The sequence below is a fragment of the Pseudomonas sp. D47 genome (genome assembly GCF_045447305.1).
GTDB lineage: Bacteria > Pseudomonadota > Gammaproteobacteria > Pseudomonadales > Pseudomonadaceae > Aquipseudomonas.
On the sequence record NZ_JBJGXU010000025.1, the window covers coordinates 22036 to 34898 of the forward strand.

General features: G+C 59.0%; 14 protein-coding genes. 11 read left to right on the plus strand and 3 right to left on the minus strand.

Annotated elements, in window-relative coordinates; translation table 11 throughout:
* Positions 1-44: 44 nt before the first annotated feature.
* The 10 genes from iolD (at position 45) to ACI77I_RS17500 (ending at position 11035) form a co-directional block, all read left to right on the plus strand.
* Positions 45-1976, plus strand: a complete 1932-nt coding sequence (gene iolD, locus ACI77I_RS17455; RefSeq protein WP_406998048.1) for a 3D-(3,5/4)-trihydroxycyclohexane-1,2-dione acylhydrolase (decyclizing) — start codon at positions 45-47, stop codon at positions 1974-1976.
* Between the two features lie 19 nt (positions 1977-1995).
* Positions 1996-3021 carry a Gfo/Idh/MocA family protein gene (locus tag ACI77I_RS17460; protein ID WP_094952511.1) on the plus strand — a complete coding sequence of 342 codons (1026 nt, stop codon included), beginning with the start codon at positions 1996-1998 and terminating at the stop codon, positions 3019-3021.
* Positions 3022-3175: 154 nt separating this feature from the next.
* Entirely contained in the window at positions 3176-4204 is a 1029-nt protein-coding gene (locus ACI77I_RS17465) for a Gfo/Idh/MocA family oxidoreductase (protein ID WP_406998049.1), read from the plus strand.
* A gap of 128 nt (positions 4205-4332) precedes the next feature.
* On the plus strand, positions 4333-4512 hold the full coding sequence (locus ACI77I_RS17470) for a hypothetical protein (RefSeq protein ID WP_094952513.1): 180 nt from the start codon (positions 4333-4335) through the stop codon (positions 4510-4512).
* Positions 4513-4560: 48 nt separating this feature from the next.
* Positions 4561-5496: a sugar ABC transporter substrate-binding protein gene (locus ACI77I_RS17475; RefSeq protein WP_094952514.1), complete on the plus strand. Its 936-nt coding sequence runs from the start codon at positions 4561-4563 to the stop codon at positions 5494-5496.
* A gap of 63 nt (positions 5497-5559) precedes the next feature.
* Entirely contained in the window at positions 5560-7113 is a 1554-nt protein-coding gene (locus ACI77I_RS17480; RefSeq protein WP_406998050.1) for a sugar ABC transporter ATP-binding protein, read from the plus strand.
* 58 nt (positions 7114-7171) lie between these two features.
* Complete coding sequence (locus ACI77I_RS17485; protein WP_094952516.1) at positions 7172-8194, plus strand: ABC transporter permease; 1023 nt, start codon at positions 7172-7174, stop codon at positions 8192-8194.
* Positions 8195-8532: 338 nt separating this feature from the next.
* Positions 8533-8937, plus strand: a complete 405-nt coding sequence (locus ACI77I_RS17490) for a TraR/DksA C4-type zinc finger protein (protein ID WP_010564800.1) — start codon at positions 8533-8535, stop codon at positions 8935-8937.
* A 546-nt stretch (positions 8938-9483) separates the two neighbouring features.
* Positions 9484-10716, plus strand: coding sequence for a methyl-accepting chemotaxis protein (locus ACI77I_RS17495; protein ID WP_406998074.1), 1233 nt, complete (start codon positions 9484-9486; stop codon positions 10714-10716).
* Positions 10717-10831: 115 nt separating this feature from the next.
* Positions 10832-11035 (plus strand): hypothetical protein, encoded by a 204-nt coding sequence (locus ACI77I_RS17500; RefSeq protein ID WP_094952518.1) that lies wholly within the window; start codon positions 10832-10834, stop codon positions 11033-11035.
* A 6-nt stretch (positions 11036-11041) separates the two neighbouring features.
* Here the strand turns inward: ACI77I_RS17500 and ACI77I_RS17505 are convergent, their stop codons facing one another.
* The 3 genes from ACI77I_RS17505 to ACI77I_RS17515 form a co-directional block, all read right to left on the minus strand.
* The gene (locus ACI77I_RS17505) at positions 11042-11278 is read right to left on the minus strand and encodes a DUF2789 domain-containing protein (RefSeq protein ID WP_094952519.1); all 237 of its coding nucleotides are present in this window, start codon (positions 11276-11278) and stop codon (positions 11042-11044) included.
* A gap of 73 nt (positions 11279-11351) precedes the next feature.
* On the minus strand, positions 11352-11582 hold the full coding sequence (locus ACI77I_RS17510) for a hypothetical protein (RefSeq protein ID WP_406998051.1): 231 nt from the start codon (positions 11580-11582) through the stop codon (positions 11352-11354).
* A 110-nt stretch (positions 11583-11692) separates the two neighbouring features.
* Positions 11693-11968: a hypothetical protein gene (locus tag ACI77I_RS17515; protein WP_094952521.1), complete on the minus strand. Its 276-nt coding sequence runs from the start codon at positions 11966-11968 to the stop codon at positions 11693-11695.
* A 409-nt stretch (positions 11969-12377) separates the two neighbouring features.
* Between ACI77I_RS17515 and ACI77I_RS17520 the strand changes: the two genes are divergently transcribed.
* Positions 12378-12827 carry a hypothetical protein gene (locus ACI77I_RS17520; protein WP_406998075.1) on the plus strand — a complete coding sequence of 150 codons (450 nt, stop codon included), beginning with the start codon at positions 12378-12380 and terminating at the stop codon, positions 12825-12827.
* Positions 12828-12863 lie beyond the last annotated feature (36 nt).

Genomic DNA, 12863 nt, shown 5'->3' on the forward strand with positions numbered 1-12863 from the left:
ATCTCTGTTGATCAATGGATCTGCATTTACTCAAGGTGCAAGTGATGACCACAACAAGATTGACCATGGCTCAGGCCCTGGTGAAGTTTCTGGATAACCAATACATCGAAGTTGATGGCGTGCAGAGCAAGTTTGTCGCCGGGGTTTTTACCATTTTCGGCCACGGCAACGTGCTCGGCCTGGGCCAGGCGCTGGAGCAGGACAGCGGCGACCTGGTGGTGCATCAAGGTCGCAATGAGCAGGGCATGGCCCACGCTGCCATCGGCTTTGCCAAGCAGCACCTGCGCCGCAAGATCTATGCGTGCACCGCCTCCGTAGGCCCGGGCGCGGCGAATATGCTCACCGCCGCTGCAACCGCCACCGCCAACCGTATTCCGTTATTGCTGTTGCCCGGCGATGTCTACGCCAGCCGCCAGCCTGACCCGGTGCTGCAGCAGATCGAGCAGTTTCATGACCTGAGCATCAGCACCAACGATGCCTTCCGTTCCGTGAGCAAGTACTGGGACCGCATCAACCGCCCCGAGCAACTGATGACGGCGGCGATCCACGCCATGCGCGTGCTCACCGACCCGGCGGAAACCGGCGCCGTCACCTTGGCCTTGCCGCAGGATGTGCAAGCCGAAGCCTGGGACTATCCCGACTACTTCCTGCAAAAACGTGTGCACCGTATCGAGCGGCGTCCGGCGACCAAAGCGATGATCGCTGACGCGGTGGCCGCCTTTCGGGGCAAGCGCAAGCCGCTGATCATCTGTGGCGGCGGGGTCAAGTACTCCGGCGCGAATGCCGCGCTGCAGGCGTTTGCCGAACGCTTTGATATTCCCTTCGCTGAGACCCAGGCGGGCAAGAGCGCGGTGCTGTCCAGCCATCCGCTGAACGTCGGCGGCATCGGTGAAACCGGCTGCCTGGCGGCCAACCTGCTGGCGCCCGAAGCGGACCTGATCATCGGTATCGGCACGCGTTACACCGACTTCACCACCTCATCGAAGTCGCTGTTCAAGCACCCCGAGGTGAAGTTCCTCAACCTGAATATTAGCCCTTGCGACGCCTTGAAACTCGACGGTGTACAAGTGCTGGCGGACGCACACGTCGCCCTTGAGGCGCTGGCGGATGCCTTGGGCGACTACCGCGCCGGCTGGGGCGAGCAGATCCGCGACGCCAAGGCGCAGTTGGATGCGGAAGTGGACCGCGTGCATCAGGTTCAATACCAGGGCGACGACTTTGTGCCCGAGGTCGATGACCACCTGGACCGCGCGGTGCTGCGCGAATTTATCGAACTGACCGGCTCGTGCCTGACCCAGAGCCGCGTACTTGGCGTGCTCAATGCCAGCCTGGCCGATGACGCGATCATCGTCGCCGCCGCTGGCAGCCTGCCCGGTGACTTGCAGCGCAGCTGGCGCAGTAAGGGCGTCAACACCTACCACGTCGAGTACGGCTATTCGTGCATGGGCTACGAGATCAATGCCGCCCTCGGCGTGAAGCTGGCCGAACCGTCTAAAGAGGTTTACGCCTTGGTCGGCGATGGCTCCTACATGATGCTGCACTCGGAGCTGGCCACCTCGATCCAAGAGCGGCGCAAGATCAACGTGGTGCTGCTCGACAACATGGCCTTCGGTTGCATCAACAACCTGCAGATCGGCAATGGCATGGGCAGTTTCGGCACCGAATTCCGCTTCCGCGACCCCGAGAGCGGCAAGCTTGACGGCGGCCTGGTACCGGTGGATTTCGCCATGAGCGCGGCGGCCTATGGTTGCAAGACTTACAAAGTCAGCACCGTGGAGCAACTCGACGCGGCCCTGGCCGATGCGCGCACGCAAACGGTGTCGACGCTGATTGATATCAAGGTACTGCCCAAGACCATGATTCACGGCTACCTGTCGTGGTGGCGGGTGGGTGTGGCCCAGGTGTCCACCAGTGAACGCACGAATGCCGCGGCGAAAAAACTCAATGAACAGCTGGCGAAATCCCGGCAGTACTAATAACAAGAGGAGTGTTTGCATGTCTTTGCTTACTAATTCGTTGCGGATCGGTGTCATCGGTACTGGTGCGATTGGCCGTGACCATATTCGTCGTTGCAGCCAGACCCTGCTCAACAGCCAAGTGGTGGCGGTAACCGACATCAACCTTGAGCAAGCCGCCAAGGTGGTGGCGGATTTGAACCTTACCGCCGAGGTGTACGCGGACGGCCATGCGTTGATCAACTCGCCGCAAGTCGAGGCCATTTTGGTGACCTCTTGGGGCCCGAGCCACGAGGAATTCGTGCTTGCCGCCATCGCTGCGGGTAAGCCGGTGTTCTGCGAAAAACCCTTGGCCGTGACCGCGCAAGGCTGCCGCAAGATCGTCGACGCCGAAATTGCCTTCGGCAAGCGCCTGGTGCAAGTGGGCTTCATGCGCCCGTATGACGAAGGCTATCGCGCCCTCAAGGCCGTGATCGACAGCGGCCAGATCGGCGAGCCGCTGATGCTGCACTGCGCGCACCGCAACCCTACGGTGGGCGAGAACTACAAGACCGACATGGCGATCACCGACACCTTGATCCACGAGCTGGATGTGTTGCGCTGGTTGCTCGACGACGACTACGTGTCGGTGCAGGTGGTGTTTCCGCGCAAGTCGAGCAAGGCCCTGGCCCACCTGCGTGACCCGCAGATCGTGCTGCTGGAGACGGCCAAGGGCACGCGCATCGATGTGGAGGTGTTTGTTAACTGTCAGTACGGCTACGACATCCAGTGCGAAGTGGTGGGGGAGACCGGCATCGCCAAACTGCCGGAGCCTTCGCAGGTGCAGCTGCGCAGCGGGGCCAAGCTGTCGAATGCGATTCTGATGGATTGGAAGGACCGCTTTATCGGCGCCTATGACGTCGAGTTGCAGGCCTTCATCGATAGCGTGCGCGCCGGGCAAGTGGGTGGGCCGTCGGCGTGGGATGGTTTCGCCGCAGCGGTCGCGGCGGATGCGTGTATCGAAGCGCAGAGCAGTGAGCAGATCGTCAAGGTGAGCTTGCCGGATCGCCCACGCTTCTACGGCTAATCATATTTAGACAGGTGGAATGCAGTCGGTGTGGGAGCTGGCTTGCCTGCGATAGCAGTCTTTCAGTGACGGGTTCATTGACTGACACACTGCTATCGCAGGCAAGCCAGCTCCCACATTTGATTGGGTTTTCAGTTCTAGAAGGAGTGTATGTATGCGAATTGGACTAGTCGGCTACGGCCATGGCGGCCGCTTCTTTCACGCGCCATTGATTGCAACGTTGCCCGGCGCGACCTTTGTCGGCGTGGTGACGCGGTCACCGGAACGCCGTCAGCTACTGGCGACTGACCACCCGGGCCTCAAGGCGTTCGACTCCATCGGCCAGATCGTCGAAGCCGGCGTGGATGCCTTGGTGATTTCCACCACGCTCAAGGGCCGCCCGGCACTGGTACTGGAAGCTATCGAACACGGGGTTGCCGTGGTCAGCGACAAACCGTTCGCCAGCAACGCCGAACAGGCCCAGGCGTTGATCACTGCCGCCGAACGCCAAGGCGTGAAGCTCTGCGTCTACCAGAACCGGCGCTGGGACTCGGATTTCCTGACCTTGCGCAAACTGATCGACGCCGGTGCCCTGGGCCAGATCACCCGCTTTGAATCGCGGGTTGAGCGCTTCAGCCCGCAAGCCGTGGGCAATGCCAGCGGCGGCGGCTGGCTGCGTGACCTTGGCAGCCACTTGGTGGACCAGGCGATGCAGTTGTTCGGCCCGGTGGACCGGGTGTTCGCGCAATTACAGTTCAGCCCGGAACACCCCAGCCTCGACCACGGTTTTTTTGTCTCGTTGACCCACGCCAACGGCGTGATTTCCCACCTGTGGGGCAGTGCGCTGCAAAACAGCCAGGCCCCGCGTTTTCGCGTCAGTGGCACCCTCGGTTGTTACACCGTGGAAGGGCTGGACGGCCAGGAGGACGCGCTGATGGCCGGCAGGTCGCCGAAAACCGAAGGCGAGCATTGGGGCGCGGAAGAGCATCGGCGCTGGGGCTGGTTTGAACAAGGCGCGGAGCGCGAACGGGTGCCCTCGGAAAAAGGCTGCTGGACGCAGTTCTATCAGCAGTTGCAACGCGCTGTGCAAGGGCAGGGACCGCTGCCGGTGAACGCCTATGACGCACTGGAAACCACCCGTATATTGGACGCCGCACGCCTTAGTAACGAGCGGCAACAGGTGGTTTCGACAAAAATAGAATAAAATTCTAAAACAGGTTGATATGGAAATTATTTTCTAATAAAGTCTTTTCCAGGTTGCAAAAAGTACGCCTCGGGCTTGATCCAGGCGACTCAACAAAAACAAGATCAAAAACAACCAGGTACCGTCAGATGAAAATCTTCAACGCTGTACTGCGAGTTTTACGCCCCTCCAAAGCGCCACGTGGTCTGCCCCGCGCCCGGCCGTTTTATTTTTCCTTCCTTAATGTGCTCTGCGTCGAAAACAAAGGCGCCCTGGTGTGCTGCATTCCGGGGGCACCGATCGTGCGACTGCCGACCTGCGCGCTCTGAAAAACGCAACGTCCAAAAAACCAACAAGAAATTGGAGACAGACCGTTCATGAAGACCCCGATTCGTTTCACCGCGCTGGCCCTGTCCATGCTGCTTGCCAGCGGTTTTGCCTCGGCTGCCGACATCAAAGTGGGTGTGACCATGTCCGCCTTCGATGACACCTTCCTGACCTACCTGCGCGAAGACATGGACAAGCAAGCCAAGTCCTATCCCAAGGGCGACGGCGTGCAACTGCAGTTTGAAGACGCCCGCGCCGACGTGGTCAAGCAACTGAGCCAGGTCGAGAACTTTATCAGCCAGAAAGTCGACGCAATTATCGTCAACCCGGTGGATACCGCCTCGACCAAGAACATCATCAGTGCGGCGACCAAGGCCGGCATTCCGCTGGTGTTCGTCAACCGCCGCCCCGACCAGAAAGACCTGCCTAAAGATGTGGTGGCGGTGACGTCCGATGACGTCGAGGCCGGTCGCCTGCAAATGCAATACATCGCTGACAAGCTCGGTGGCAAAGGCAAGATCGTGATCCTGCTGGGTGACCTGGCGAACAACTCCACCACCAACCGCACCAAGGGCGTGAAAGAAGTCCTGGCCAAATACCCGGGCATCACCATCGAACAGGAACAGACCGGTACCTGGCTGCGTGACCGCGGCATGACCCTGGTCAACGACTGGATGACCCAAGGCCGTGAGTTCAATGCAGTGCTGGCCAACAACGATGAGATGGCCATCGGTGCGTCCATGGCCTTGAAGTCGGCGGGCACCAAGCCTGGCACTGTGCTGATCGCTGGGGTCGACGGTACGCCGGACGGCTTGAACGCGATTTCCAAGGGCGACATGGCCGCGTCGGCGTTCCAGGATGCGAAAGGGCAGGCAGTCGGTTCGGTGGAAGCCGCGCGCAAGATGGCCAAGCACGAGCCGGTCGAGCAGAACGTGATTATTCCGTTCAAGCTGATCACCCCGGACAACGTTAAAGACTTCAAGTAGCCCTTCATAACAACAATAAGCGAGCAGGGCGGCCACGGTCGCCCTGCTGATGGAGTACCCGATATGCTTGCTCAAGCGGTTGTCTCGCAGCCTCCCGGTATCCAGCCGCCGTCGCTGGAAGCACCCTACCTGCTGGAAATCCTCAATATCAGCAAAGGCTTTCCCGGCGTTGTGGCCTTGGCCGATGTGCAACTGCGCGTACGCCCCGGTTCCGTGCTGGCGCTGATGGGCGAGAACGGTGCGGGCAAGTCGACGCTGATGAAGATCATCGCCGGCATCTATCAGCCCGACGCCGGGGAAATTCGCCTGCGCGGCAAGCCGATTGTGTTTGAAACGCCGCTGGCGGCGCAAAAGGCGGGGATCGCGATGATCCACCAGGAACTTAACCTGATGCCGCACATGAGCATCGCCGAAAATATCTGGATCGGCCGCGAGCAGCTCAACAGCCTGCACATGGTCAACCACCGTGAAATGCACCGCTGCACGGCTGAGTTGCTGGCGCGGTTGCGCATCAATCTGGACCCTGAAGAACAGGTCGGCAACCTGAGCATCGCCGAACGGCAGATGGCCGAGATTGCCAAGGCGGTGTCCTACGACTCCGACATCCTAATTATGGATGAACCCACGTCGGCCATTACCGAGAAGGAAGTGGCCCACCTGTTTTCGATCATTGCCGACCTCAAGTCCCAGGGCAAAGGCATCGTCTACATCACCCACAAAATGAACGAAGTGTTCGCCATCGCCGATGAAGTGGCGGTGTTCCGTGACGGCCAGTACATCGGTTTGCAACGCGCCGACAGCATGAACAGCGACAGCCTGATCTCGATGATGGTCGGTCGTGAGCTGAGCCAGTTGTTCCCGGTACGTGAGACGCCCATTGGCGAACTGCTGCTGTCGGTGCGCGACCTGCGCCTGGACGGCGTGTTCAAGGACGTGTCCTTCGACCTGCACGCCGGTGAAATCCTCGGCATCGCCGGGTTGATGGGTTCGGGGCGCACCAATGTGGCCGAAACCATTTTCGGCATCACCCCAAGCTCCGGCGGCCAAATTACCCTCGACGGCAAGCCGGTGCGCATCAGCGACCCGCACATGGCCATCGAGAAAGGGTTTGCGCTGCTGACTGAGGACCGTAAGCTCAGCGGCCTGTTCCCGTGCCTGTCGGTGTTGGAAAACATGGAAATGGCGGTGCTGCCGCATTATTCGGGCAACGGCTTCATCCAGCAGAAAGCCCTGCGCGCCCTGTGCGAAGACATGTGCAAGAAGCTGCGGGTGAAAACCCCGTCGCTGGAGCAGTGCATCGACACCTTGTCCGGCGGCAACCAGCAGAAAGCCTTGCTGGCGCGCTGGCTGATGACCAACCCACGGCTGCTGATTCTCGATGAGCCCACCCGGGGCATCGACGTCGGTGCCAAGGCCGAGATCTATCGTTTGATCTCTTTTCTCGCCAGCGAAGGCATGGCGGTGATCATGATTTCCTCCGAGCTGCCCGAAGTGCTGGGCATGAGCGACCGGGTGATGGTGATGCACGAGGGCGAACTGATGGGCACCCTGGACCGCGCGGATGCGACCCAGGAAAAAGTCATGCATCTGGCCTCCGGTTTGACCGTAGTCCACTGACGAACAGCAGCATGGGCCTGCGGTTGGCCTGTGCCACAGAATAAGTAGGTGATTGGCAATGAACGCAATAACAGACAACAAGCCTGCCACGGCACCGGTCAAGAACCGCAGGCGTTTGCCCACCGAATTAAGCATCTTCTTGGTGCTGATCGGTATCGGCCTGGTGTTTGAAGTGTTCGGCTGGATCGTGCGCGACCAGAGCTTCCTGATGAACTCCCAGCGCCTGGTGCTGATGATCCTGCAAGTGTCGATTATCGGCCTGCTGGCGATTGGCGTGACCCAGGTGATCATTACCACCGGTATCGACTTGTCTTCCGGCTCGGTGCTGGCGTTATCGGCGATGATCGCCGCGAGTCTGGCGCAGACTTCCGACTTTTCCCGGGCGGTGTTTCCCAGTCTGACGGATTTGCCGGTGTGGATCCCGGTGGCGATGGGCCTCGGGGTCGGGCTGCTGGCGGGGGCGATCAACGGCAGCATTATCGCGGTGACCGGTATTCCGCCGTTTATCGCAACCTTGGGCATGATGGTGTCGGCCCGTGGCCTGGCGCGTTACTACACCGAAGGCCAGCCGGTGAGCATGCTCTCGGATTCCTACACCGCCATCGGTCATGGCGCGATGCCGGTAATCATCTTTCTGGTGGTGGCGGTGATTTTCCATATCGCTCTGCGCTACACCAAGTACGGCAAGTACACCTACGCCATCGGCGGCAACATGCAGGCGGCGCGCACCTCGGGGATCAACGTCAAGCGCCACCTGATCATCGTCTACAGCATCGCCGGGTTGCTGGCGGGTTTGGCTGGCGTCGTCGCCTCGGCACGTGCCGCGACGGGCCAGGCCGGCATGGGCATGTCCTATGAGCTGGATGCGATTGCCGCCGCCGTGATCGGCGGCACCAGCCTTGCGGGCGGGGTAGGGCGTATCACTGGCACGGTGATCGGCGCGTTGATCCTCGGCGTGATGGCCAGCGGGTTTACCTTTGTCGGGGTGGATGCGTATATCCAGGACATCATCAAGGGCCTGATTATTGTGGTGGCGGTGGTGATCGACCAGTATCGCAATAAGCGCAAACTCAAACGCTGAAGCGCAGTTGCAAGCGGTAAGCCACACGCTGCAAGTTAGACGAGCTTTACAGCTTGTCGCTTGCAGCGTGTGGCTTATAGCTGCTTAACGAACTTTCCTGCTATAAACGCACTCCGATGACCATTCGCCAAGCCCGTCCTGGTGCCTTTGGAGGTTAATTGGGAAAAAATGCCTGTCATTTCAGTTGCTGAGCCCTCAAGTCGGCCTTAGACTGCCGCCCCTCGTAAATTGAGTGCCGGGTGGCGCTTGAAATGGAAGGCGCCTTTCCGAGGCCTGCAACGGTCTGCCGAAACGCTCCCTTATTCGCCTTAATGCACGTATTTTTTATAGAGAAATCAATGACAAAGGAAAAGTTGCTGGCCATGCCGGCGGATGACTACATGAATGCCGAACAGCACGCTTTTTTCGAGCAGCTGCTGCAAGACATGAAAGTGGAACACCACGAGCGCATTGAACAGAACCGCATCGCCATCGAAAGCCTGGACACCCCGGCTGACCCGGCTGATGCCGCTTCCGTGGAAGAAGAGCGCACCTGGTTGGTTAATGCCATCGATCGCGACCAGCGCATGCTGCCGCAGCTTGAGCGCGCTCTGGAACGCATCAAGGAAGATTCCTTTGGCTGGTGCGACGACAGCGGTGAGCCTATCGGCCTCAAGCGCCTGCTGATCAGCCCGACCACCAAGTACTGCATCGAAGCGCAAGAGCGCCACGAGCAGATCGACAAGCACCAGCGCCAAGCCTGATGGGCTGAAGTTGGGCGCTGTGCATGCAGCGCCCAAGAGAAATACCGGTTACGCCCAGGTCTATTGATCTGTTGCAAGCGCCTCCACTAATAGCCCATAGATAATGGCCTGATAGTGGCGTTTAATGCAGCAACAATAACGACAAACAGTGGGGTAACGATGATGGCTGGAGACGGATCTCTGATGGGCGCAGCAGTGCCACCGCAGACGGTGGCGCGCGTGCTGCCCGGCTGGCTGATGCCGCTCCTGCAGAGCACCGCCCTGGTGCTGGTACTCCTGGGCCTGGCGTTTGCCGGCTGGCCGATCTACCTGTGCCTGCCATTGGCCTTGCTGGTGATCTGGCTGCCTCGCGTTAAAACTCAAAAGCCCGTACTCACGCCGTCAGCCGCGTCCGATGCGATGGGTGAACTGACCCGCGATCTCTCCTACACCACCAGTCATAACGCGCTTTCCGCTGCCGGCGTGGCCTATTCGGTCAAGCAGCTGGCGGCACGCTTGCAGTCACAGTTGAGCGCGGCCAAGCAAATTGTTAGCAGCGCCGAAGTCATGATCGGTACCGAAAAGGTCACCTCGCAGCTCAGCCGCCAAGCCCTGGGCGCAGCCACCCAGGCTCACCAACGCAGCACCGAAGGGCGCGAAGTGCTGGCCCAGTCCATCACCCGCATGCACCAACTCAGCCAACGCGCCAATGCCAGCCGCGAATTGATCGAGGCGCTGAGCCAGCGCAGTGAAGAAATCCAGCGCGTGACCTTGGTGATTCAATCCATCGCCAGCCAAACCAATTTGCTTGCATTGAACGCGGCCATTGAAGCCGCGCGCGCCGGTGAGCACGGGCGCGGCTTTGCTGTGGTTGCCGACGAGGTGCGTGGCCTGGCCGGGCGTACGGCCATGGCCACCGATGAGGTCGGTGTGATGGTTGCTGATATCCAGTATCGCACCGCGCAAGTGGTCGAGCAGATTCGCCAGTTGTCGTCGGACCTGCACACCGGCGTCGAACAAGTGGAACACGCAGGCGAACACTTGCAGAGCATCGCCAGCCTGGCGGCGGACGTGGAAGGGCAGGTCAATGAGATTGCCCAGGGCACCGACACCAACCGTGCGCAACTCGACAGCTTGTTCCATGCCGTGGAGCAGATGCGCAGCGACCTGACCGTGAGCGACCTGCAAACCCGCCAACTGGCCGATGCGGCGGTGCAGATGGAAGGGCAGGCCGAAACCATCAGCGAGCGCTTGGCCGAAGTCGGGTTGGATGACTATCACCAGCGTATCTACGACCTGGCCCGCGAAGGCGCAAACCGCATTAGCGAACAGTTCGAGGCCGATGTAGTGCAAAACCGTATCAGCCTGCAGGACTTGTTTGACCGCAGTTACACGCCGATCCCGAATACCAGCCCAAGCAAATATCACACGCGTTTTGACGGTTACACCGACCAGGTATTGCCGGCGATCCAGGAAGCGCTGCTGCCGCGTCATGAAGGTTTAGTGTTTGCGATTGCCTGCACACCTCAAGGTTACGTGCCGACGCACAACAAGGCGTTTTCTCACGCCCTGACCGGTGACGCGCAGATCGACGCGGTGCAGAACCGCACCAAACGTAAGTTCGAAGACCGCACGGGCATTCGTTGCGGCAGTCATCAGCAGGCTGTGCTGTTGCAGACCTATACCCGTGACACCGGCGAGTTGATGCACGACTTGTCGGTGCCGATCATGGTCAATGGCCGGCATTGGGGTGGGTTGCGCCTGGGCTATAAACCGGAAGGGGCAAAGGCCGCGCGTTAGGGATTGTTGCTGATTATGCAATGAAGCTATTCCTGGGATAGCTTTTTCCAACTGGAATAAAACCGTAGCATGGCCAACATTGTTAGCCAGCTAACTAATGCTGCGGAGAAGCTCCATGCAAAACAAAGTCGATGTCGCCGTGATGATCGGCAGTGGTGTTCCCGAAACCCTGCGTGCGTTGGGTCAGAAAGCCTGTTGGGTGGTGCTGATCAATGGCGAGCAGCGCGGCACGGCGTTCGCCAGCCGTGATGAAGCGCAGGAATGCAGGGCTGCCTGGCAAGCGCTGTTGCGCCTGGAACAGTCAGACAGCCTACATTGAGGGGTATTACTGGGATTGATGTAGGCGCTGGTTCAACTCGTCCACGGGGATGGCCCATTCGGCGTCCTCACGCAGCTCTTCCTTCAGAAAATTCGCCTGTTGCGACGTCCAGAAGGGCGCATCGATCAGTTTCACATCTTCGCCCAGCGGGTGTGCGCCGATGAATGCGTCGATGGCCTCGGGGGTCGAATCCAGGCCCAGTTGTTCAAACAGGGTTTCGAGCGTCGGGATTGGCGCGTCCATATTTCAGTCTCCATGCAAGGTGATGGTCGTTGTGCATGTGAGGCTTGGTGCGCGGCAGAGTTCTATCGGCGTGTCAGGAATTGAGTGCACCTGAGTCCACAGCGGTTTTCAGGGCCCTGGCGGCGTCTTTTGCCGCAGTTGCGGCGGCGTCGACAGTTTTGAACCAACGGTCTTTTTCTACCTGGTGTGCTGTGACAGTGGTCAGCGGTGGTTTCGCCCGCATGATGATCACCGCTTGAAATTCACCGTCTACTTCCCTCGCATCGCCATGGATAAAAAATTCGCCAATATCAAATTCCGTCACGTATAGCCTTCCCTTCAAGGTAACTGCACTGATGAAACCTGACCCCTATGGGGCAAACTTCAATGGACGCGGTAGTATGGCAGTTGTTGAGGGGCGACGGCGCAGTAAAGTCATCCAGATGACGAAACGAGCCCTGCGTGAGGGGCGTGCAGGCTGGCTTCGAGTTTTTTGGCCAACTCGCAGGCTTGGATGTGGTTGCTGCGAAAGCCTTTGATCCTGCCGCTGGTGACTTCCAGGATATGAAAGAAATTACGCCCAGCAGGTACAACTTGGTAAAGAACAGAATTGGAGTACCCGCTGTCGCTTTGCAAGCAGTAGTATTGGCGCTCGTCTGGGCATGATGAGCGAGTGCTGGAAGACATTACGGCGTGTTGACGTGGTTGCATGGTCAGCTCCTGTCGATCGATCTTGTTGACCCACCAGCAGCGTTTCGGGTGGTTTTGTCCCCTGTTGCTGTTTTAGTATTGTCGTTGGCAGTCGATGCTTGGTTCCATGCCAAGTATTTTGTTATGTGTTTGATGTCGGAAACTGCGCTTTTTATTTGGGTTATTCTCTGAAGCTGGTCGGCCCGTATTCTCGGACCGTTGAACCTGTGATTTGCTGTGGGGCCTGAAGACCTTCGTCAGGTCCATCTCGCATGTCTGTACTAGTCTTACGACGCGGCAGCAGGATCTCTTCAGTTTTTTAACGCGTGTGTGATCGTGCCGTTACGGCCGTTTTTTTGTGCTGCCCGCTCTGGCGGTTGGTACTCTTTTTTGATGTGGGGGCGTTTCCTTGGCAGTCAGTAATCTGGATATGCACGCGTTGTTCGTGTTGGGTGATTTGCGCGCAAAGTTGGTCAAGCAGTTTCAATCCCGTTTCGTTTACATCACAGAGCAGACGCCGGAAGGCATCTACATCGCCGAAATCGATACCGAGACGGCGCTGGTCGTGGATGACAAGCAACACCTGGAACTCAAGGTGGGCGATCATTTTCGCGCAGCCGTGTTGCCCAGCCGCGAAGGTGGAAAGTTCGAATTGAAGTTCCGCGATATCAAGTTGACGGTGTATGGCTTGGGCGATTACGCCTTTGTTTCCTCGGCCGAAGGCCAAGGCATCGTGTTCAAGGAAGGCCACAGCGTGATGCTGGTATTTGCCGCCAACGAACAACTGCAGGAAGGCCTGACCAAAACCCTCAAGGCCTTGACCGGCAAGGCCGCCAAGTGGCGCAAGGGTGAATTGGTAACGTTCAAGGCCAGTGAGTAGTCGATAAACCTCGGGTGTATTTATGCTCTCTCGGAA